The 20790-nt window shown below is 58.7% G+C and carries 19 protein-coding genes and 2 pseudogenes; 6 read left to right on the forward strand and 15 right to left on the reverse strand.

Going from position 1 to position 20790, the window contains the following annotated elements:
* Positions 1–115: 115 nt before the first annotated feature.
* The 12 genes and pseudogenes from ACP7E4_RS27285 to gspE form a co-directional block, all read right to left on the reverse strand.
* Positions 116–603 (reverse strand): annotated as a pseudogene (locus tag ACP7E4_RS27285) (transposase); the annotation flags it as partial.
* Positions 604–825: 222 nt separating this feature from the next.
* Positions 826–3102: a type II secretion system secretin GspD gene (gene gspD, locus ACP7E4_RS27290; protein ID WP_426119043.1), complete on the reverse strand. Its 2277-nt coding sequence runs from the start codon at positions 3100–3102 to the stop codon at positions 826–828.
* Between the two features lie 3 nt (positions 3103–3105).
* A complete protein-coding gene (locus ACP7E4_RS27295) occupies positions 3106–3663 on the reverse strand; it encodes a hypothetical protein (RefSeq protein ID WP_426119042.1) in 558 nt (185 codons plus the stop codon).
* Positions 3660–4295, reverse strand: coding sequence for a type II secretion system protein GspM (gene gspM, locus ACP7E4_RS27300; RefSeq protein WP_426119040.1), 636 nt, complete (start codon positions 4293–4295; stop codon positions 3660–3662). The genes ACP7E4_RS27295 and gspM overlap by 4 nt, the downstream gene beginning before the upstream one ends.
* On the reverse strand, positions 4270–5313 hold the full coding sequence (locus ACP7E4_RS27305) for a PilN domain-containing protein (RefSeq protein WP_426119039.1): 1044 nt from the start codon (positions 5311–5313) through the stop codon (positions 4270–4272). The genes gspM and ACP7E4_RS27305 overlap by 26 nt, the downstream gene beginning before the upstream one ends.
* 10 nt (positions 5314–5323) lie before the next feature.
* On the reverse strand, positions 5324–6046 hold the full coding sequence (locus tag ACP7E4_RS27310) for a type II secretion system minor pseudopilin GspK (protein ID WP_426119038.1): 723 nt from the start codon (positions 6044–6046) through the stop codon (positions 5324–5326).
* Complete coding sequence (locus ACP7E4_RS27315) at positions 6043–6663, reverse strand: prepilin-type N-terminal cleavage/methylation domain-containing protein (RefSeq protein WP_426119036.1); 621 nt, start codon at positions 6661–6663, stop codon at positions 6043–6045. Before ACP7E4_RS27315 ends, ACP7E4_RS27310 begins: the two co-directional genes overlap by 4 nt.
* Positions 6660–7034, reverse strand: a complete 375-nt coding sequence (locus tag ACP7E4_RS27320; protein ID WP_426119035.1) for a type IV pilus modification PilV family protein — start codon at positions 7032–7034, stop codon at positions 6660–6662. The genes ACP7E4_RS27315 and ACP7E4_RS27320 overlap by 4 nt, the downstream gene beginning before the upstream one ends.
* The gene (locus tag ACP7E4_RS27325; protein WP_426119033.1) at positions 7031–7468 is read right to left on the reverse strand and encodes a GspH/FimT family pseudopilin; all 438 of its coding nucleotides are present in this window, start codon (positions 7466–7468) and stop codon (positions 7031–7033) included. Before ACP7E4_RS27325 ends, ACP7E4_RS27320 begins: the two co-directional genes overlap by 4 nt.
* Positions 7465–7875, reverse strand: coding sequence for a type II secretion system major pseudopilin GspG (gene gspG / locus ACP7E4_RS27330; RefSeq protein WP_426119032.1), 411 nt, complete (start codon positions 7873–7875; stop codon positions 7465–7467). The genes ACP7E4_RS27325 and gspG overlap by 4 nt, the downstream gene beginning before the upstream one ends.
* Positions 7876–7886: 11 nt before the next feature.
* Complete coding sequence (locus tag ACP7E4_RS27335; protein WP_426119030.1) at positions 7887–9092, reverse strand: type II secretion system F family protein; 1206 nt, start codon at positions 9090–9092, stop codon at positions 7887–7889.
* A gap of 17 nt (positions 9093–9109) precedes the next feature.
* A complete protein-coding gene (gspE, locus tag ACP7E4_RS27340) occupies positions 9110–10861 on the reverse strand; it encodes a type II secretion system ATPase GspE (protein ID WP_426119028.1) in 1752 nt (583 codons plus the stop codon).
* A 603-nt stretch (positions 10862–11464) separates the two neighbouring features.
* Here gspE and ACP7E4_RS27345 point away from each other — a divergent pair.
* A complete protein-coding gene (locus ACP7E4_RS27345) occupies positions 11465–14218 on the forward strand; it encodes a glycoside hydrolase family 3 protein (RefSeq protein ID WP_426119026.1) in 2754 nt (917 codons plus the stop codon).
* 330 nt (positions 14219–14548) lie between these two features.
* Here the strand turns inward: ACP7E4_RS27345 and ACP7E4_RS27350 are convergent, their stop codons facing one another.
* Positions 14549–15280 (reverse strand): polyphenol oxidase family protein, encoded by a 732-nt coding sequence (locus ACP7E4_RS27350; protein WP_426119024.1) that lies wholly within the window; start codon positions 15278–15280, stop codon positions 14549–14551.
* A gap of 203 nt (positions 15281–15483) precedes the next feature.
* Between ACP7E4_RS27350 and ACP7E4_RS27355 the strand changes: the two genes are divergently transcribed.
* Positions 15484–16920, forward strand: a complete 1437-nt coding sequence (locus tag ACP7E4_RS27355) for an IS1182 family transposase (protein ID WP_426119022.1) — start codon at positions 15484–15486, stop codon at positions 16918–16920.
* A 397-nt stretch (positions 16921–17317) separates the two neighbouring features.
* Here the strand turns inward: ACP7E4_RS27355 and ACP7E4_RS27360 are convergent, their stop codons facing one another.
* On the reverse strand, positions 17318–17578 hold the full coding sequence (locus ACP7E4_RS27360; RefSeq protein ID WP_426119044.1) for a hypothetical protein: 261 nt from the start codon (positions 17576–17578) through the stop codon (positions 17318–17320).
* Between the two features lie 677 nt (positions 17579–18255).
* On the opposite strand from ACP7E4_RS27360, the gene ACP7E4_RS27365 reads away from it, so the two are divergent.
* The 4 genes and pseudogenes from ACP7E4_RS27365 to ACP7E4_RS27380 all read left to right on the forward strand — a co-directional run.
* Positions 18256–18639 carry a nuclear transport factor 2 family protein gene (locus ACP7E4_RS27365; RefSeq protein ID WP_426119020.1) on the forward strand — a complete coding sequence of 128 codons (384 nt, stop codon included), beginning with the start codon at positions 18256–18258 and terminating at the stop codon, positions 18637–18639.
* 56 nt (positions 18640–18695) lie between these two features.
* On the forward strand, positions 18696–19082 hold the full coding sequence (locus ACP7E4_RS27370; protein ID WP_426119018.1) for a nuclear transport factor 2 family protein: 387 nt from the start codon (positions 18696–18698) through the stop codon (positions 19080–19082).
* 45 nt (positions 19083–19127) lie between these two features.
* Positions 19128–19577 carry an SRPBCC family protein gene (locus tag ACP7E4_RS27375; protein WP_426119016.1) on the forward strand — a complete coding sequence of 150 codons (450 nt, stop codon included), beginning with the start codon at positions 19128–19130 and terminating at the stop codon, positions 19575–19577.
* 25 nt (positions 19578–19602) lie between these two features.
* Positions 19603–19803: pseudogene (locus ACP7E4_RS27380) on the forward strand (flavin reductase); the annotation flags it as partial.
* Between the two features lie 175 nt (positions 19804–19978).
* Here ACP7E4_RS27380 and ACP7E4_RS27385 read toward each other — a convergent pair.
* Positions 19979–20722 carry an SDR family oxidoreductase gene (locus ACP7E4_RS27385; RefSeq protein WP_426119014.1) on the reverse strand — a complete coding sequence of 248 codons (744 nt, stop codon included), beginning with the start codon at positions 20720–20722 and terminating at the stop codon, positions 19979–19981.
* Between the last annotated feature and the right edge of the window lie 68 nt (positions 20723–20790).

The following is a 20790-nucleotide window of genomic DNA, read 5'->3' on the forward strand; positions in this document are numbered from 1 at the left end:
GAGTGTTTGATTACCCACTTCAACTGATCATCGTTGAGCTCGGTAAAAAAAGGCGTGTGGCGAAGCAGGTGCAAATAAGTGATTGAGGCTTTCATTCTGCTGTCCTGATAGGCGGTTTCAGTTTGACGCTGGTGAAGTTACGGTCGCGGTTGTTGACGGCTTTGAATTTGCTGCCATCGATGACGACCAGATGTTCACTGAACAATCCCACTGCTGACACAGGACTACGAACTGGCGACAGACGCCGCGGATGGCCTTGCTGTTGTCTTTTCGGAAGTTGGCGATGGTCTTGAAGTCCGGCATCAAACGCTCCGTCAACCACATCAGCTCAACGTTGCGTTGAGCTTCTCACTCCAAGCGTCGGCTCGACTGGATGCGGTTGAGATAGCCATAGATGTAGATCTTCAGCAGAACTTCAGGGTGGTAAGCAGGCCGGCCAGTGTCAGCAGGAATAGCACCGTCGAAACCCAAACTGACCAGGTCGAGTTCGTCGACGAAGACGTCGACTATGCGCACCGGATTGGTATCGCTTACGTAGTCGTCGAGGCTTTCGGGGAGCAACGTGCTTTGGTCTCGATGTTCACCCTGGATGAAACGCTTCATGGACGATCCTTCCGATGAAATCCTCAGAAATCATAGCAAGGGTTTGCGAAGGCGTTTTTACACGCTCTGGGCCAAAAGCAGTCACTCTGCAAGATGCGGAAAATATAGAGTGTTACTCCCAGGCTTGCCTTCGATACACTCAGGCGGAGGACAGTCCTCAGCCCTGAAATCGGCCCCTGTGCCCGCACATTAGATAGCCAATAATAACCGCCGCGAAACGACTCACCTTGGTGGCTGAATCAACTTGAACTGCCGCTGGTATTCATCCGTAACATCTCGTGCTTCGCTGTTGCTCGTGACCACTCTGGGGGTGATCAACACGATCAGTTCAGTACGCCCCTTGCTGCGGGTGCTTGCACCAAATAGCCAGCCCAACCCCGGTATGGACCCCAGATACGGAACCTTGCTGACGCCCTGAGTATCATCCTGCTGGATCAAGCCCCCCAACAACACGGTCTGACCGCTCTGTACGGCTACCTGTGTCGCGATGGAACGTGTCGAGATACGCGGATTTTGCTGAGCGGCGGTGGTGGCACCGGCATCGCTGACTTGTTGCTTGATATCCATATAGACCAGGCCACCCGGATTGATCCGCGGCACCACGTCTAGAATGACCCCCGTCTGTATGTACTCGACACTGCTCAGGGTCGTGTCGGAGTTGATCGTATTGACTGTGGTCTGGCTAATCGGGATGTTGTCGCCAACTTGAATCTGCGCTTGCTGGTTGTTTATCACCACCAATGAAGGTGCGGACAGCACTTGAGTCTTGCCGGTTGATTCCAGAGCACGAATGGCAACTTGCAGGTTGCTGCCGACGAATGAATAGAAAAAGGTATCTGCGGCACCCAACCCTGCCCCGCCAGAGCCCAGCGCGCCCTGGCTGCCGTTGACGTTGCCGATGCCAGGCGTGGTGGAGTTGCCTGCCAGTTGGCCCAGATACCATTGCACACCCAGATCCAGCTCGCCGGTCAGTGATACTTCGAGAATTCGTGTTTCGATCTGTACCTGCATGGGCGGATTATCAAGGCGGCGAATCGCGCCTTCGATCTCTGCCCATTGACTGGGTCGAGTGCGAATCAACAGCTGGTTGCTACTTTTCTGCGCCGTGATGCGGGTGCTTTCATCCAGGCTCTTGCGGCTATCGCTGGCCGGCTCATTCTCCGCGCCGCTGTCGGTTTCATCTTCAGTTGATGCGGGATTTTGCTCAGAGGAGTCTTGCCTCATCCCACTGCTCTGGATCCCGGCGCTGCTTTGAATCCCACTGCCGTTCTGAATCAAAGCGCCGCCCTGGCCCACTCCGGGATTGCGGGTCAAACCGCCCAGCCCACCACCGCCACTGCGCCCACCGCCTATCGGCGATGACAGCGTCGTCGTGGTCAAGCCCGGCGCCACCTCGGCCACGCCCTCTTCCTTGACCGCGCCGCTGCCGTATATCTGGCGCAGGTAGCGAGCCAGGTCGGTGGCCTTCATGTTGCGCACGTCATACACGTACAGTTGCGGTTCGTTGCCGCCGCCGTTGTCGATCATGCGGATCCAGTCGCCCACCTCTTGCAGGTACTGAGGCTGCGACGAAATGGCAACCACCGAGTTGGTGCGTTCGATAGGCATGAAACGCAACATGCCCGCGAGCGGCGTCCCGCTGTCAGGGCCGAAGACTTTTTGCAGCTCGGGCAGCAGCTCGGCCACGGTCGCGCGCTGCAAGCCGAACACGCCGATGGACATGCCGCGCAGCCAGTCGACGTCGAACGTCTCGATGCTCGCCTGGTAGTTTGCAAGTTCATCGGTGGTGCCTGCCATGCCCAACACGTTACGCGCCGGGTCCACCAGCAAAAAGGCGTTTTCCCGGGCGAAGGGCTTGAGCAGTTTCTGCATTTCAACGGCGGAGATGTAACGCAGCGAAAACAGCCTGACCGACAGCCCCGCTGCGGGTTGACGCAGGCCTATGGACGGGACCAGCTGACCTGCGACGGCCTGACTGGCGGGCAATATCAGATAACGGTCACCCTGACGGATCATCGCGTTGTTGGTCCATGACAGCAACGATTCGAGGATGGCCATGGATTCGGCCTTGTCCACTGGGTTGGAGGTGGAAAACGACACCTCGCCGCTCACCCCCTGTGCGATGCTGTAATTCTCCTGGAGCAAGTCGCCCATGATGGTGTTGATCACCGCCACAATCGATTGATTGTTGAAGTTGAACATCACGCCGGCACTGCCATCCCCCTGGCTTTTACCGACCGGCAGCGGGCGACCCTCCTTGTTGCTGGGACCCTGAATGAAACGCTGGTTGCCCTGAATGATCTGGCGCTGCGCACCGCCTGACACCGGCGCACTGACACCGGACGCAGGCGGCGTCCTCACGCTGTCCGGGGCTTTCTGGTCGACCGTGCCGCGCAAGGCCTCGCGCGCCAAGTCGTCGTCCTCATTCAGTGGATGCGGGGCGCAACCCGCCAGGACAGCGAACAACACCAGCGTCAGGGCCGAGCTCCAGGATGACATGGCTCACTGACCTCCGGAAACTGGCGCGCGACGCGGCTGAGGGTCGCGAGTTCTGGACGGCGGTGAGCCAGGCCCTTTCACACCCGGCAAGCGAGGGGCTGGCAGTTGCAGGCGCTGTGTATTGCCGTCCAGTTCAAACTGCACGGCCTGGGGTTCTATGCGCTGCAAGCGCCAGCCGCCGGGCAGTTTCCCGCCCTCGCGCAGGGACAGGTCACGACCGTCGGCCTGCTTGAACAAGGCGTGACGCACGCTACCGTCAAATATCACCCCGGTCAGCTTCAACCCCCCGAGGTCCGCAGCGGTTGTTACCGTTCGAACCGGTTTATCCGGCTCTCGGGTTGGGCTGAACAAGGGGGTTTTCCAGGTATCGACCAGCTGTTCCAGAGGCATGGGCGCTGGCAGGACCGGCACCGCCTGCACAGTCAACGGAGCATCTGGCTCAGCCGTCACAAGCCAGTCCGGATCACTGCCCACCCCGGTCGACAACCAACCAAGGACAATCGCCAGCACCAAGGCAAGTGCCGCGAAGACCTGAATCAGTGGTTGTCTCCAGGCGCTCATGGCGATGGCTCTTCTATCACCGGTTTTTCCACCTCGGACGGCGCCCCGGCAGCCAGAAAACCGCTGACCAGCATGTGCACACCGAGCCGCCCCGGCCCACCACTGGCAGGCGCATTATTCGCGCGACGAACCCGCAGTTCATCGACGAATAACAGCGGCTGGCTGGTTTCAATTTGTTGTAGCAGGGTTTCCAGCGGCTCTATGGCGCACTCCAGATCGAGGCTCAGGCGTATCTGGCGAAACGGCTCCTGACTCTGCCCCTGGGGCAGGATCGGCATACGCTGCGTCAACTGGCAGCCCGCGCCCCGCGCCTCATTATCCTTGACCATCTGCGCGACCTTTTGCATCAACTCGGCAGCCACGACGCTGGGGTCGTCGCCCGCAAGCAAAGCGCTGTGCGACAGCTCCGCACCCGGTGACTTGTCTATGGCCTGCTGCAAGCGTCGGCCCTGCGCGAGCATCTGTTGATAGTGCTGATGTTGTTCACGCAGGCTGCGCATTTGCATGTCCACCTCTTGAAAAGGTGCGATAAAGACCGGCTGGATGACCAGGAAATGGAATGCCACCAGCACGACAACGACCAATAACCAGGCGCCGACGCGCCGCTCACGAGCGGTCAGCGGGCGGCCCATTACCAGCCTCCCCTCGGGTTTTCGCACGGATGTAGAAACGATCACGCCCGCTGGCTTCATCGGGCTGAATCACGCCTTGATACTGCGGGTCGGACAGTTGATTGCAGGCCTTGATCTGGCCGATGAGCGAACTCGCCCGTGCACTCAACCCGGCCACATCGACCTGACCGTCCGCACTGATTTCCAGGGTTTGCAGCCAAGTGTCAGAGGGCAGGCAGCGCGTGAGCTCGCTGAGCAACAAGGCCCGCGCGGGCTGGTTCAGGCGGCGTTCGAAAAGAAACTGCACGGCAGTGCGCGACGCCCCGGACGCAGCGCGCAGCGCCATGTCTTGATTGGCCTGTTGCCGCAGTTCGTGCACCTCGGTCTGCATGATGCCCAATGCTGTCTGGCGGTTGTGTAGCCACACCGTGTGCACGGCGATGGCCAGCACCACACAGGCGACACCCAGCCCTATCGCCAGACGTCGCCCCCGATGCTGAATCGCGGATGCATAGCCCTCGGGCAAAAGGTCCAGACCCATCGGCTGGCCGGCCTGATCGAGCACATCCACCGCCTCCAGCACCAGCCCGTTTTCCGTGCATTCGCTCAGGCATTGGTCGAGGAAATCGCGGCGCACTAACGCCAGCGTCACCCACACCTGGCCGTGACGGATGCCATCGCGGCGGATCACGTAATACACCTGATCGGCGCAGAAGGGTGTGAAGCGATCCAGTTCGAAACCCATGACGCTGTGCACGTCACGGGCGGCGGCCAGTGGCAAGGCCACGCGTTGCACCAGCACGACGTCCGCCGGCAGATCGAGCACGACCCGGGCGCCAGCGGGTTCTTCACTCAGCGTTGCCGGCGGCGGCCAGGCGTAATGACGCGGGGCACTGCCTGAATGCAGCGAGCGTTGCAGCACCGACGGCAAGCTGTTGAACAACTCAAGACGCCATGCCTGGAGAAACGCCTGGATACGACTGTTGGACCACTGCGCCTTGAGCCGCGCTTGCCAGAGCCAAATGAATTCAGAACTCATGAGCACTGCCTCATTCGTTGTAGCGCACGACCCTGAAAGGTCGGGCGCCACTGTCTTTGGGTAACAGTAGTACGATGCTGTCGACCACGGCGGTTATTCCATCGGGTAAATACGCCTGGCTGCGAATGCTCACAATCGGCCCTGGGTCAGCCCCCACCGGTTGCATGTCCGGCAGATGGAGCGCGCGCTGCAGTTCAACCGTTGTGAACGCTGCATCAGGCGATTCCATCCCGCTCCAAACCGTCACCTGTTCAAGGAGGGCCTGGTAGAGCGGCCCGCTGATTCCCGCCAGATCGCGGAGTTCTTCGAGTGCGCGCAGCGGCGGTTTGTCAACGCTGCGACGCTGATCGAGGGCGGCGGCGACGGTGCGCGCCTGCGCTGGCGAGGCGCCCAGTACCGTCAGCAAGCGTGTGACATCGGTCACCGGCGCGGCATTCATATCGAGTTTGCCGCGTTCGCTGCGCACGCTGATCTGCAAGCTTGCATCGTCAAAGCGCAGGGTTTGCGTCCGACCGTCGGCGATCCAGCGCCGAGTCGCTGCCGGGTCGCTCAGGGCCCTGACCGCCAGGTTCATGCCGGCCTCGGCAGCCAGACTCGCCCGCGTGTGCTCTCGCTGCCATAAGCCGAGGGCGACCTGCTGGCGAACTTCAACCACCAGCGCGCCCAGCAAAACCATCAACAACGCCAGCGCCCACAACACCAGCAGCAACGCCATGCCGCGCTGGCGGTTCATGGCGCGACCTGCAGGTCGCTGAGCTCCAGGCGCAGGGCCACGACTTGTGGGAACCAGGCCACCGGCCCATCGCTGTTCAAGTCGATGCGTATCGCTTCGGGAAGTCTGGAGGGCCACGGCCAGTCATTCAACCAGCCGGTTCGCGCGCCCTTTGGGTCACGGCCGCGATAACTGAACCGCAAGTCGCGCACGCCCTGAAGCAAAACCTGAGGCTGCCCCCACACCCCGCCGCCCGCGCTTTGCAAATGCTCGAAGCGGACCTGCAAGGCGTTGCCGTTTCCGGTGCTGACCACCTCGAACGTGTGCAGCTCGATACCGCCCCCCAGAACACTGTCTAGCCCGGCGGCAAACCGCAAACGCTGGGGCTGGCCTTCGAAAATGACCACCTGCTCGTCCCCGACTGGCTGAATTTCCAGTGGCAAGGCGCCCTGCAGCGCCTTGTGCAGAAAATTCTGCCCCGAGCGCAATTCGTCCAGACGCTGGCTGTAGCGCTCGCCCTTGAGCAACGCACGGTTGGCGCCGAGCAACGCGCCGGCAGCCAGCCCCGTGAGCACTCCCAGCAGCGCCAATGCCAGTAACATTTCCAGCAGAGTGAAGCCTTGGGACGGGCGCCTCACGGTTTGGAACTCAGGGCCGGTGACGATTGCACCGCCAAGGTGCTCAAGCGCAGTTCCCTTCCTGCCTGAGCCACGGTCAGTTGCAGCCGCAGCAACGGCAGCGCTGCTGCAGGACCTGACTCGCGAGTGACCTGCAAGTGCCATTTGACGCCGTGTTCGATCCCGGAACGCTCCCCCACCTGCAGCGGCTGGTCGCGCTGATCGTCTATCAGGGTCCGGGCCGCCAGGCTCAGCCGGTCGCTGGCCCATACTTGCTCCAGTGTGCGCGCGGCCTGCCCGAACGCCACCAGCAACACCGTGCAGCCCAGCGCCAGCACCACCAGCGCAGCGATCATTTCCAGCAATCCGAAGCCTGCGGATGTGTGCTTCATTGCACAGCCTGCCAGCGCACGCTGCCGTTGAGCCAGCCCACGTCGATACGCCAGTGCTGCCCGGCTCGCTCCACAAGCAAATGGCCACCGCTGGAGCTGCCGTCGGGAAAAAAGGCAATGGCCTGACCCAGCTCTGCGCCGGTGGTCAACTGCACCGCCAGATTGGCGGGCCATTGCCTGCGCGCCTGGCCCGGTGCCTGAAAGCTGCGTTCGTCCAGGTTAAAACGCATTTGCACGGGAGCACCGCTGAGCACCGCCTGGGTTCGGGTCTGGCGCAGCGCCGCAACCATCTCGCGCAATGCCTGTCGGTCATGGGCGGCGTCCATCCCCCGGCCCAGCCCCACGCCGAGCACCCCGAGAGCCACCGCCATCAGGACGATCACCATCAGCAGCTCCAGCAAGGTGAAGCCGGTCACCGACAGGCGAGTGCTCACTCCCAGTTCCCCAAGTCAGCGCTGTAGCCTTCGCCGCCGGGCTGACCATCCTGGCCATAGAAAATCAGATCGAAGCTGCCGTGCTGGCCCGGAAAGCGGTATCCGAATCCATGACCGAACGGGTCCTTGAGGTCTGAGGGTTTGGCGTAGGGCCCGGCCCAACCGTTTGACCCGGCTGGCTTGCTGACCAGTTGCGCGAGGTCCTTGGGCGGCGAGCCCATGTCCAGTCCGTAGCTTTCGATTTTCATGCTCAGGCTGGCCAGCTGCGCTTTGCCGGCGCCGTATTTGCCTTTGTCCACATTGCCACCCACCTGACGCACCACGATGGTCGCCACAATCCCCAGCAGCACGATGACCGCCAGCATTTCCAACAGCGTGAAGCCGCGTGTGCGCCACATAGACAGCATGATCAACGCCCTCAAATGTTACTGGTGAGGCTCATCAATGGCAGCATAATGGCCAGCATGATGAACGCTACCATCACCGCCATGACGATGGTCAGCGTGGGAACCAGCGCGGCCAGCAGGCGCGCGATGCTGTGTCGGGCCTCGTCATCGAACACCTGCGCCACCTTGAGCAGGATGGTGTCGAGCTGGCCCGCCTCTTCGCCCACCTGAATCATCTGCAGCGCCAGTTCCGGCAGCAGGTTGTCACGGCTCAACGCCAGCGCCAGTGATCCACCGCCCTTGACCAGTTCGCTGGCCAACTCGACCTGTGCCCGCACCGCCCGGTTGCTGATCACTGCACAGGCAATCTTCAGGGCGGCCAACAAGGCCACGCCGTTTTGCAGCAGCGTGCCCAGGGTCCTGGCAAGTCGCGCCGCCTCGATACGTTGCAACAACGTGCCGGTCATCGGCCAGGTCAGCAGACGGCGATCCCAGCGCAAGCGTCGTGCTGGATCGTGCAGCGCATGCCGGGTGATCATCGCCGCGATCACGGTCATCGCTAGCAACAGCAGCCAGAACTGATTAAAGAATTGCCCCATGGCCAGAATGAGTTCAGTCACGAAAGGAATCGGCACGCCCAGGTCCTGAAAAATCGGCACGAACTGGGGCACCACGTACGCCAGCAGCAGCACCAGTGAGCCGAGCACGCCCACTACCAGGAACGTCGGATAAATCAATGCGTTGATGACTTCGCTGCGAAGCGCCTCACTGCGTTCCAGATATTGGGCGAGCTGCCGCAGGCTGTCCTCCAGTGCGCCCCCCGCCTCCCCGGCGTGCACCAGGCTCAAGTAAAGCGGGGTGAACTGGTTGGGCTCCTGTGCGAGTGCCGCGGACAACGGCTGCCCGGCCTTTACGCGCTCGCGCACCCGACCCAGCAGCGCCCGGGCCTGGGTCTGCCGGGCGCCGGGCTGCTTGATCAGGATGCCCAACGCGCGATCCAGCGGCAGGCCGGCATTGAGCAGAATCGCCAGTTGCTGAGTGAACGCCATCAGCGCCCGTGACGTCAGGCTGCGACCGGGTCGCCAATAAACCCACTGTCCCTTTGCCGGTTCGACGTGCAGCACCAGTGCCCCTTGGCGTTGCAGTTGCAGGACCAGATCCTGACGATCACCGGCATCCATCTGCCCCTGACGGGCGCTGCCATCGGCGTCCACGATACGGTAGCGAAACATAGCCATAGCCGGCCTCTGTCTATCTAATCGCTGCGCGTAACGCGCAGCACCTCTTCCAACGTGGTGACGCCCGACAGGGCCTGGCGCAGACCGTCTTCATACAAGGTTCGCAACCCGCCGCGCCGCGCCGCCTGTTCAAGCGTGCCGGCATCGGCATGGCTCATCAGCAGCCCCCGCAGTTCATCGTTCATCACCAGCAGCTCGGTAAGTGCACAACGGCCGTGATAACCACCGCCCGGCGCGTCGGGCCGAGGTCGATACAGGATGATGGGGCGGCGCTCGGTAAACTGGTCCAGCCCGTGTGCTGCCACCAATGCCGGCGCAGCTTCAAAGGCTTCGCTGTATTGCGGATCCACCCTGCGCACCAGACGCTGAGCGAGGACGCCAATGACCGTCGAGGCGATCATGTAACTCTCAACGCCCATGTCCAGCAGCCGGGTGATGCTCGCCGCCGCGTTGTTGGTGTGCAGGGTCGACAGCACCAGATGCCCGGTCAGTGACGACTGGATCGCGATGCGACAGGTTTCCAGATCACGCATTTCACCGATCATGATCACGTCAGGATCCTGACGGACGATGGAGCGCAACGTCATGGCGAAATCCAGGCCTATGGCCGGCTTGACCTGAATCTGATTGATGCCCTCGATCTGATATTCAACCGGGTCTTCGACGGTGATGATCTTGCGCTCGCAGGTATTGAGCCGGGTCAGGGCCGTGTAGAGGGTTGTGGTTTTTCCCGAGCCTGTCGGGCCGGTCACCAGCAGGATGCCGTGGGGACGCTCTAGCAGAGCCAGTAGACCTGATAGTTGAAAGTCGTCGAAACCCAGGCTCTGCAGATCGAAGTTCACGGTTTCGCGATCCAGCAGGCGCATGACCACCGACTCGCCGAAGCTGGTGGGCACGGTCGAAACCCGCAGATCGAGCTCCTTGCCCTGCATGCGCAACATGATCCGCCCGTCCTGGGGCAGCCGCCGCTCCGCGATGTCCAGGCGCGCCATGATCTTGATACGTGAGATCACCGCCGGCGCGGAGCTGGCGGGCGGTGCTTCGCTGTCCACCAGTACACCGTCAATCCGGTAGCGGACCTTGAACTGGCTTTCAAAGGGTTCGATGTGGATATCCGACGCCCGTTGCTCAACAGCGCGCTGCAGGATCAGGTTAACCATACGGATGACCGGAGCCTCACTGGCCAAGTCCTTGAGGTGTTCGATGTCTTCAGCTTGTGCGACGCCGTCGCTGTCAATGTCTTCGATCAAAGTGCTCATGGCCGAGCGTCCCTGGCCGTAATAGCGCTCGATCAGATTGTCGACATCGCTGCGAGTCCCGACCCGCATTCGTACGGGTTTTCGGCACGCGAACGCCACGGCCTGCATCGGATATGGATCATCCGGATCGCTGACCAGCAGTTGCAGTTGCCCCGCTTCCCAACCCACTGGGACAACATGCTGGTGGCGTAGAAATCGCTCACTGATCATCGGCAGCGGGTCCAGGGAAATCGGCGCGTCGGTGGCGCTCATGAACGGCATGTCGAGCACTGCAGCCCAGGCCTGCGCCATCTCAAGTTCGGAGATGATGCCCAATCGGGTCAAAAGGCTGGGCAACGTGCTGTGTTCGGCACCGTTGGGTGAAAGCCGCAGTGCGCGGTCTATGTCGGCAGGTTTGAGCCCAGCGTTGAGCGTCAGCCAGTCGCATAATGCTTCCAGGACGCTCGGGTCACGGCCGTGGAGCGGAACCTGTCGGAGCGGTTGGCCGGCCTCCTTTGGTAGCGTCGCCATGTTTATTACCCGCCGCCTTACTGTCGTGAGTTTGGGTCATGACTTTCGAATCAGGCGCACCTGAAGTATTGGTGGAATCAGCACCCTTGACCACGGTTGAAACAGCAAAGAGCGCACAGAGAACTGCACACATCTGCATTGAGCGTCTCATATAAGCCTCCAACTTAGTTAGCTAAGCAATTACTTTGAAGCGTCTTGTTTTGCGTCATTCAAGCACAGAGAACCTTAGACGCCAGTTGTTCTCTTCGCAACCTGAAATCAGGTTTACCTGTAAATACCTTGACGCTGAAATAAAGGAACGCTTTAGAAGAATTGATAATAACCACCGCGCCCGCGATGTTTGACATTGTTCGATGTTTGGGCGTCCTATGCAACAGTCATTGTTCGGGTGCATGTCCCGCGCAACACAATGACATCGGATATACGAGGCGGGATAAGCGGATCCAATCAGTAGCATCCAGCACGGACCAAGCATATATGGCCGCGCGCCTTCATCAGGGCATTAAAGATTGACGTCTGTATCGCCCGGTTAACAGTTTGCCCTCGTTGTCATCATTATTACGCCCGACTCTCCAGGGAGAGTCGACGGTGGGAGTAATTAAAATGAGAAAAACAAACTCACCCAAACTTGCCACGGCTTTCACCCTTCTCGCAATCGGCATTGCGCCAATCTACTCCGTCCCGGTGTGGGCGCGAACGTTGCAACAGGCCAATACCCTGGCGCAACAGACCCTCAGCCAAATGACACTGGAGGAAAAGTTCAGCTACATCAGCGGCACCGGAGGCTGGGATGTCAAACCGCTGCCCCGCTTCAACCTGCCGCAAATCCTGGGCGCCGACGGTGGATTAGGCGTGCGCTACACCAATCAGGGTAACGATCAGGGCGTGGTGTACCCCAGCGGACCCAACCTCGCGGCGACCTTCAACCTGCGCCGGGCCGTGGATTTCGGTCGGGCCCTTGGCTATGACACCGCTACCGGGGGCTATCACTACATCACCGGCCCCGGCATGAACATGTACCGAATGCCTTATGGCGGGCGTAACTTCGAATACCTGACGGGTGAAGACCCGTTCTTGGGCGCAAGCATGGCGCCGGCAGTGATCAACGGTATTCAGTCACGAGGCATCTGGGCTGACGCCAAACATTTCGCCGCCAACGATCAGGAAACCAATCGCTTCGTGATCAACCAAAGCATGCCTGAACGGGTCTTGCGGGAAATGACAATGCCGCCCTTCGAGTCCGCGTCCAAGAACGGAAAAGTTGCGTTGATGATGTGCTCATTCCAGAAAGTGAATGGCGAGTATGTCTGCGAAAACAGTCATCTGTTACGGGACATCCTGAAACAGGGATGGGGTTATGCAGGCTTCGTGCAATCGGATTATGGCGCGGTCGTCAACGGGTTGAATGCTGCCCAAGGAGGCACCGATATCGAAATGCTGTTCGGCGTTCAAATGAACAGCACGACACTGACGCCCTATATCGAGAGCGGTGTTTTAAGTGTCGCGACCATCGACGATAAAGTGCTACGTATACTCCGACAGATTTATTTATTCAATTTTGATACTTATGTGCCATCAACCGCCCATGACATGGATAACCCTGCCAGCAACCAGGCCGCGTTGAATGTTGCACGGGAAGGCATTGTATTGCTCAAGAACAAGGACAACTTCCTGCCACTGGATCGTAATGTAGTGAAAAAGATTGCGGTTGTCGGGGTGCTGGGTAAATACGCACCGCCTATCGGGTTTGGTAGCGCGTTCGTGTCGGCGCGCAACTACATCAGCGAAGTCAGCGGCCTGCGGCAAGTGGCATCCAACGCACAAGTGACCTTCCTCGACAGTCTGTCTCTGGACCCGGAAGCTGCGTTATGGACCCACCTGGACAGCGATGGCACCACCTCCGTGCCAGGGATGACGGCGGAGTATTTCACCAATCCCGACTGGTCCGGCAGCCCGGCGGCCACGAGGACTGAAACCTACGTCGATCTGAACTGGGACAGCGACGACAACCTGCCCACTGACGGCAACGACCGCAACACATCGATCCGCTGGACCGGCCGGATCACGCCTACGATTAGCGGCGAGCATGTGATCAAGGTGCGTGCCGACGGCTTGATTCGCCTGAGGGTAAATGGTCAGCAAATCCTGGATAACGGCGATGGCGAACCACTGCCCAATAACCCGATTCCACCCACCATTCCCGCGTATGCCAAGTTCACCCTGGAAGCGGGCCAGAACTACGACGTGGTCCTGGAATACTCCCGCAGGCCAGGCTACGTCGCGAGTCTGGGCGGTTATACCGGCGTGCGGTTGAGCTGGGCTTCACTGGTGGCGCCGGCGGATATCGGGTCGTATGACGCAGTGCTGGTGGCCGCTGGCAACAGCAATGAGTATGAAGGCGAAGGCTGGGACCACATGTTCGAGTTGCCCGAATACCAAGGGCAGCTGATCCAGAGCATCGCCAGCCAGAACCCCAAGACGATTGTGGCGTTGCACGGCGGGACGGGGCTTAAGGTGAGTGACTGGGTTGATCAGGTCGCAGGCCTTCTGCACGCGTTCTATCCCGGCCAGAACGGCGGGCAGGCGCTGGCCGAAATCATCTTCGGACGGGTCAATCCATCCGCCAAACTGCCCATCAGCCTGGAGCGCGATATACAGGACAACCCACTGTTCTCGTACTTTCCGCAGTTCGACAACGAGGGTAATGTCACTCAGACCAGCTATGCCAATGACTTGCTGATGGGTTATCGCGGCTACGAGAAGAAAGGCACTACCCCGTTGTATGCGTTCGGCTACGGCCTGTCGTACACCCAGTTCCGCTATTCGGGCATTCGCATCACGCCGGCGGTGGCGTTGGGCAATACTCCGGTTCAGGTTTCGTTCGATGTCACGAACACCGGGCAGCGGGCCGGCGCGGAAGTCGCGCAACTGTACGTTGGGCAACGTAACCCCAGGCTCGAACGTCCGATCAAAGAGCTCAAGGGTTACCAGAAAGTGCTGCTGCAGCCTGGCGAACGCCAACGGGTGACGATTGAACTCAACGGTCGTTCGCTGGCGTATTTCAGCCCCGCCACCAATAACTGGGTGATCGACGGCGATACGTTCGACATCGGCGTAGGTGCCGCTTCGAACGACATTCGTCTGCGCACGCGGCTGCTGAGCCCCTACCGCCAGTCGCTGTCAGTGGCCAACAGCAATCCTCTGCCGCCCACGGTGGTAACCGCCACAAAGGTAACTGCCCGGCAGTTGGCCATGAATGACAACGCCGATCAGGCCGCTGGCGACGGGTTGGATACACCGGCGCCAGCACCGGTTACACCGCCCGGTAATGGCAGTTCAGGAGGCAGCACCCAATAGCACAAGCAAAAAATCAGGGTAGCCAGGCCAGTTGAGGGCCTGTCTACCCGGCTTGACTCTGCAAGAGTTCTATCAGGTTCTGCTGCAAGCTGAATGTGTCAATGCAACAGGTAGCTATCGGCCGTTTGTGTTGAAAAAGTCGCTGCCCGGAAATTGACCGGGGAAAATGCCATTTTTGCACGCTGCTACGTGAAATCTGAGCCCGGAAGCCTCAGCCAAAAAGTAAGGATTTCAATCTCAGATGTATACTTTTCTGCTGTGGAAACCAAGGCCGACTTTTTCAACAGAATCGGCCGATCTCTGCCTGTCGCGACCGGCTGAAATCGCCATTCAACAAACCGGATCCCGAGAACGTCTTATCCAGGAATACTGGAAGGATTTAGGCTCGACTTGATGGCTCCGCCGCCGATAGCTGCCCAGATCAGCGCTGTGGCAATAAGTACAACGTTCAAGCACCTGAATCTGTTCAATACTCACACCACTCGCCACCAAGTGGTGCAGCGCATATTTTCGTAGATCGAACCAGGCTTCATTATGTGTGACCTCAGGTTCGACCCAAGGCGCACTTGCCGGTGGCACTCGGTGGGGCGTCCACGGCGGAGAATCGTTTTGCCAAAGATGGCTGTCGGCATGTTCAATACCTTCGACAAACTTCCTGTTCACCTCATAACAACAGGGGCCGATAGATGGGCCTATCGCTATTCGCAAGCCAGCAAGAGAAGCACCTTCTTTCTCTAACCGGCCTATCGAATTACCGAGGATGCCTGCTTTCAAACCCTGCCATCCGGCATGGATTGCCGCTACAAATGGTTGATCAACCGACGCAACCAGAACCGGCAAGCAATCGGCAGTGATGACTGCTACCGCACCCCGGACTCCTCTCGAGAATAGTGCATCGGCTACAGGACGTTCATCTCGCCCTTCCACGTCAGCATCGATGATGTGCGTACCGTGAGCCTGAGCACAGTAACGTGTTCCTTTCGGCAGCGTTAAATTTCCAGAAGTCTCGAAACCATGATCCACGCCGGGGATCTCGAGCAGCAACGAAGACAGGTAGGTCATAGAGCAGGTCCAATCGATGGCAATCCCGGGTACCGGCATATCATCCGTAAGAGGGATGGGTCAAGCTCGCAGAGAGCCCTGTTGGACGTTTACGCTCACAGCCTAAAGCTGCTTGATTTGACCGTCCGCTCCTGGTCCAGGCTGTGTGAAAACTCCCGCAATTGTCTAATCTTCTGATCGTCGAGATCGTAGCGGGGGCGATCATGAAGCGATTTATTGAAGGTGAGGCTCGGACGCAAGTCACCTTGCTGCCGGAGTGTCTGGACGATTACGTAGCCGAAGAAAATCCAGTGCGCGTGGTCGATATTTTCGTCGATGAACTCGACCTGGGCGCACTTGGTTTTGAGGGAGTCGATCCTGCCGTTACGGGTCGTCCGGCCTATCACCCAGCGGTGTTGCTGAAGATCTATATCTACGGCTATCTCAATCGGATTCAGTCCAGCCGCCGGCTTGAGCGAGAGGCCGAGCGCAACGTCGAGTTGATGTGGCTAACGGGGCGTTTGGCTCCGGACTTCAAAACCATTGCCGACTTTCGCAAAGACAACGGCAAAGCCATTCGCAGCGTATGCCGCCAGTTCGTAGTTCTTTGCCGCAACCTCAATCTCTTCTCTCAGTCGATCATCGCCATCGACGGCAGCAAATTCAAAGCCGTCAATAATCGCGACCGCAACTTCACTCAGGGCAAGGTGAAGGCACGCATGCAGCAGATCGAGCAGAGCATTGATCGCTATCTGGCGGCGATGGATTCGGCGGATCGGGCAACGCCCGAAGTGGCCGAGGCCAAAGCAGAGCGGCTTAAAGAAAAGATAGAAACACTGAAAAAGCAGATGCAGAAACTCAAGGAAATCGAGGTGCAGCTCCACGAAAGTCCAGACCAGCAGATCTCCCTCACAGACCCAGATGCACGCTCAATGGCTACGAGCGGCCGAGGCACCGGAACGGTTGGCTACAACGTACAAACAGCTGTCGACGACAAACACCATCTGATCATTGCCCATGAGGTGACCAACGTTGGTAATGATCGTGGGCAACTGAGCAATATGGCGAACCAGGCGCGTGAAGAAATCGAGGCTGAATCGCTAACGGTGGTTGCCGACCGAGGCTATTACAAAGGTCTGGAAATCCTTGCTTGCGAGCAAGCCGGCATCACTACCTACGTACCGAAACCCCTCACATCTGGCAGCAAAGCCGAAGGCAGATTCGGCAAGCAGGATTTCATTTATCTTATTGCGTCGGACGAGTATCGATGCCCTGCGGGGCAGTTACTAACCAGGCGGCATTCGTCGATGGAAGACGGCATGTTATTGCATTGTTACTACTTCTCGGGCTGCCAGTCCTGCTCAATGCAAAAGCAATGTACGACGGGAAAGGAGCGCCGTGTGAAGCGCTGGGAACATGAAGCTGTAGTCGACGCGATGCAGGTTCGGCTAGAACATGATCCAGCGATGATGAGGGTTCGTCGACAGACCGTTGAACATCCTTTTGGAACGCTCAAGTACTGGATGGGAAGTACCCACTTCCTGACCAAAACCCTGCCGAGGGTGAGCACTGAGATGAGCCTTCATGTGCTCGCCTACAACCTCAAACGAATGATGAGCATCTTCGGCATCGCAGGACTGCTTGAGGCGATCAGGGCGTGAATCCAGCCGTTTGGCTCGCCAGTTAGTAGCCGTTTGTGCCGCTGACGCGGCCCAAACGGCATTACGAACGTCTATGTCACTGACTAAGCTAATTCGCGCTTCCGCCCGCTGATTCCACAGGCAACCCTCGCAACTTTCAGTTTTCGACGTATTTAGTGCGTTTTCACACAGCCTGGGTCGATTCTGTTGAAAACAGTCGGTCATGGTTTCCACGGTAGAAAAGTACGCGCTTGAGATTGAAATCTTTACTTTGAGCAGAGGATTCCGGGCTCAGATTTCGCGTAGCTGCGAGCAAAAAAGGCATTTTCAGCAGTCAGTACGTGGGCAGTCTGAAAGGACCGACTTTTTCAACACAATCGGTCGATTTCGGCTAGTCGAGCGTTAGGTCGCGCCTAGGTCACATCTTATGGCCGCCGTCCTTACTCGCATCAATCTCATTTGGCGTCCGGCCATCCAAAGTCTGAACGTTGTCCAGCTTTCGAATAAGGCCGTCCAGTTTTTCCAAATCACCTTCCACAATCGCCCGCTCAGGCGCCCACACCGGCAGCCCAGACCCACACGGCTTGTCGATAACGCTGGCCAGGCTCTGCTCCGCCCTCGTTGCTGCAACATAATACGCAGCACAAGGCTTCGGCCAGCCAGCCCACCACAGACTCATCGCCTCTCCGGTCTGAACGCGCGAAGTCCCCTGCCGTTTTAATCGCCAATTCAACGGTGGAGCCTGGCGGCGCCACTTTAAGCATCTGATAGATGCCCGCGCTCTGCTCGCTTCTACGCCAAGGCGCAGGTTGAGCACCACATAGATGCCCGCCACCTCGAGGTCGTAGCGCTCCTTAACGGTGCTCAATGGCTCGACAGCTGCCCAGTTGCGTCCATCCCAGATTGAAAGACAGGTGGCGTCATAACCAACCGCCTTGGTGATCTGCCCTCAAAGCTGTAGGTGCCCATAGAGCGATAGAAACAGGTGTCCTGTGCGTAAACCTTTTGCGTCATGGTGTTCCCCCGCAGGCCATCAGGTATTGGCTGCAAAGCACCGTCGAACGTCAACTCCGCACTTCGCCAACACCGGCAGCAAATTTCTTGACACTAACTGTAGTGACCGATATAGAATAGGCGCAATATGTAGCGATCGCTATTGAAATAGCCCTCAGTGATGTGCTGGACGGCAATCATCCCCGACCGAAAAGAAAGGGATAGGCAACGTGATAGACCTGGCCGTACACCACATTGTGGTGGCCACCGTGGCGTTACTCGCCCTGCTGAACATCGCCCGTTATGCACGCAAAGCAATCAACCAAGCCCTTCTTCAACCCTTTTCAAACCAGGAGTAACCCCATGAGCAACCCAACTTACGTCGACGACTACAACGCCATCGTCGCGGTACTGAACCACTACAACGAAGGTGGCAAGCAAGCCAAAAGCAGCCTCATGAAACCGGCCTTCAGCGAGCAGGCAACTATCTTTGGCGTGGATGGCGAAGGTCAACTGACCGGTGGCCCGATCCAGGGTCTGTTCGACATCATCGACAGTGCCTTCCGCCCTTCACCGGAAGCTAAAGGCGCCATCGTCAACGTCGATATCGTGGGCACCGCCGCCAGCGCACGTATCGATACCAATGACATCTCCGGCTTCTGCTTTACCGACTTCTTCAACCTGCTGAAGGTTAATGGAAAGTGGACTGTCGTCAGCAAGATCTACCACACCCACGTTGCTCCTTAAACCACCCGCTCGAACCGCGCCCCGGTGGTGCCACAAACATGCAAAGGAGTTTGACCATGAGCAAAAATATCAAAGCGGTACCGACCCAGGATTACAACGCAGTTATCGCCGTGGCCCAGCAATACGCTGACGGCCTGCGTGTTGGCAGCCCGGAAATTCTGGAACAGGCCTTCCACAAAGAAGCGGTGATGTACGGCTTCACCAACGGCAAACTGTTGGGCGGCCCGATCAGCAATCTGTTCGACTTCGTCCGTACAAATGGCAAGGCCCCGGAGATCAGTACCCGCCTGGACGTGCTGGCGATCACCCCGACCACTGCCGTGGTGCGCGTGGACATGGAAAAAGATGCGATTGGCGCCGACTACAACGATTACCTGACGCTGATCAAGATCGACGGCACCTGGAAGGTAATCGCCAAGGTCTATCACCAGTTTGAAGGCTGATCAGCTCAGCCAGAGAGGTAATGATGTTTCTTAAGGTGATAAAACATGGCAAAAGTTGAATACAGCGCCGTTGTAGACGGCGGCGCCGAGCGCGTTTGGGAGGTACTCAAACGCTTCGGAAAAATCAGCCAATGGCACCCGGCGATCCCGCAGAGCGTCATCGAAGACAATCAGCCTGACGGCCTGGTTGGGTGCATCCGTCGGCTGACATTGCAGGACGGCGCGATCCTGCGTGAACAGTTGTTGTCGGTGGACGCGGTCAATCTGCAGTTCTCCTACCGTTTCGTTGAAGCGCCGCTGCCCGTGGACAACTACGTGTTGACCGTGCGACTGATCCCGCTGACCGGCGAGCAAAAAACCGTGATTCTGTGGTCTGCGACCTTCGACACGCGCGAGCCTGATCCCCAGGGGCAATGGACCTCAACCATCGAGTCGCTCATCGTCGGTGGCCATGAAAACCTCCAGGTTTACCTGAACCAAACTGGCAGAGCGTAAATGTGCCCTACCCCGCTCCAGCAAGGGGTGCGGGGTTTTGTGCAAACTGTTGCCCGAACCGCACAACCAGACGACCTACGACCTGTTGATCGGTGAGGTCGTCGGCGCCTGGGCCGATACACGCGTATTCAGCGACGGACATTGGCACTCTGAGTGCGCACACCCGGATTTTCGTAGCCTGCACTACACGTCAGGCCGCGTACTCGACACCGTCGACGTTCCCGCCGCCCTGCTCCCGGCGGATTCAAGATGGTTCCTGCATAACCCTGACTACCAATACGACTATACCTATGATGGATTCATGCGCTCGGTAGAGGACAGGGAGACAGGACTGATCCTTTAGCGCCCAGGCACACGGCGTTGCGCCAGTGCCTGGGCTGGGTGATTTCAACGGTTAGGGCTTACCAATCCTGACGGGTCGGCGAAATGATCAGGTCGTTGACCGTGACGTTTTCAGGCTGATTCAGGGCATACACTACCGCGCGACCGATATCGTCCGGCGAGATTGCGATTTTGTTCAGCTCTTGAGCCGCTTTACGGCCTGCCGGGTCGGTCACTTTATCGGCCCAACCGGTGTTGATCACACCCGGGCTGACCGTGTTGACACGGATGCCGTGCTGCACGCCCAGCTCCTTGCGCATCGACTCCGTCATGGCTTGTACGAAGAACTTGGTGGCGCTGTAGATGCCCGCAGCAGGCCCGACCTGGTGACCGGCGACCGAATCCATATTCAGGATTTGGCCCGACTTCTGTTTCAGCATGAACGGCAACACCGCTGCGATACCGTGCAGGTAGCCTTTGATATTCACGTTGATCATCTTTTCCCAGTCATCGGTAGCCAGGTCAACCCAGTTGGAAAACAGCATCAAGCCTGCATTGTTGATCAGGATATCCACCGAACCGAAAGAGTTCTGGGCGAATTGCGCTAACGCTTTCATATCCTCAGGGTTGGTAACGTCGCTGACGCGACCTACCGCTTCACCGCCCTTGCCTTTCAGCTCGCTGACGATGGCGTCCAGGCCTTGCTGATCCAGGGCGGCTGCGACGATTCGAACGCCTTTCTCGGACAAGGCACGTGCTGATGCGGCACCCAGGCCCGACGATGCGCCAGTGATGATCGCGGTTTTATTCTGCAGATAGTTCATGGGCGTTCCTCTCGTTGGTGACTGCCCGTCTGTACGGGCAGTTTTTGGGGTTAGCGCGGATATAAGGG

This window comes from Pseudomonas sp. DSP3-2-3 (genome assembly GCF_049898225.1).
Classification (GTDB): Bacteria; Pseudomonadota; Gammaproteobacteria; order Pseudomonadales; family Pseudomonadaceae; genus Aquipseudomonas.

Excerpts from the sequence above, each read along its gene's own strand:
- gspD (WP_426119043.1), bottom strand. The coding sequence starts at position 3,102 with ATGTCATCCTGGAGCTCGGCCCTGACGCTGGTGTTGTTCGCTGTCCTG.
- ACP7E4_RS27295 (WP_426119042.1), bottom strand. The coding sequence starts at position 3,663 with ATGAGCGCCTGGAGACAACCACTGATTCAGGTCTTCGCGGCACTTGCC.
- gspM (WP_426119040.1), bottom strand. The coding sequence starts at position 4,295 with ATGGGCCGCCCGCTGACCGCTCGTGAGCGGCGCGTCGGCGCCTGGTTA.
- ACP7E4_RS27305 (WP_426119039.1), bottom strand. The coding sequence starts at position 5,313 with ATGAGTTCTGAATTCATTTGGCTCTGGCAAGCGCGGCTCAAGGCGCAG.
- ACP7E4_RS27310 (WP_426119038.1), bottom strand. The coding sequence starts at position 6,046 with ATGAACCGCCAGCGCGGCATGGCGTTGCTGCTGGTGTTGTGGGCGCTG.
- ACP7E4_RS27320 (WP_426119035.1), bottom strand. The coding sequence starts at position 7,034 with ATGAAGCACACATCCGCAGGCTTCGGATTGCTGGAAATGATCGCTGCG.
- gspG (WP_426119032.1), bottom strand. The coding sequence starts at position 7,875 with ATGCTGTCTATGTGGCGCACACGCGGCTTCACGCTGTTGGAAATGCTG.
- ACP7E4_RS27335 (WP_426119030.1), bottom strand. The coding sequence starts at position 9,092 with ATGGCTATGTTTCGCTACCGTATCGTGGACGCCGATGGCAGCGCCCGT.
- gspE (WP_426119028.1), bottom strand. The coding sequence starts at position 10,861 with ATGGCGACGCTACCAAAGGAGGCCGGCCAACCGCTCCGACAGGTTCCG.
- ACP7E4_RS27345 (WP_426119026.1), top strand. The coding sequence starts at position 11,465 with ATGAGAAAAACAAACTCACCCAAACTTGCCACGGCTTTCACCCTTCTC.
- ACP7E4_RS27350 (WP_426119024.1), bottom strand. The coding sequence starts at position 15,280 with ATGACCTACCTGTCTTCGTTGCTGCTCGAGATCCCCGGCGTGGATCAT.
- ACP7E4_RS27355 (WP_426119022.1), top strand. The coding sequence starts at position 15,484 with ATGAAGCGATTTATTGAAGGTGAGGCTCGGACGCAAGTCACCTTGCTG.
- ACP7E4_RS27360 (WP_426119044.1), bottom strand. The coding sequence starts at position 17,578 with ATGAGTCTGTGGTGGGCTGGCTGGCCGAAGCCTTGTGCTGCGTATTAT.
- ACP7E4_RS27365 (WP_426119020.1), top strand. The coding sequence starts at position 18,256 with ATGAGCAACCCAACTTACGTCGACGACTACAACGCCATCGTCGCGGTA.
- ACP7E4_RS27370 (WP_426119018.1), top strand. The coding sequence starts at position 18,696 with ATGAGCAAAAATATCAAAGCGGTACCGACCCAGGATTACAACGCAGTT.
- ACP7E4_RS27375 (WP_426119016.1), top strand. The coding sequence starts at position 19,128 with ATGGCAAAAGTTGAATACAGCGCCGTTGTAGACGGCGGCGCCGAGCGC.
- ACP7E4_RS27385 (WP_426119014.1), bottom strand. The coding sequence starts at position 20,722 with ATGAACTATCTGCAGAATAAAACCGCGATCATCACTGGCGCATCGTCG.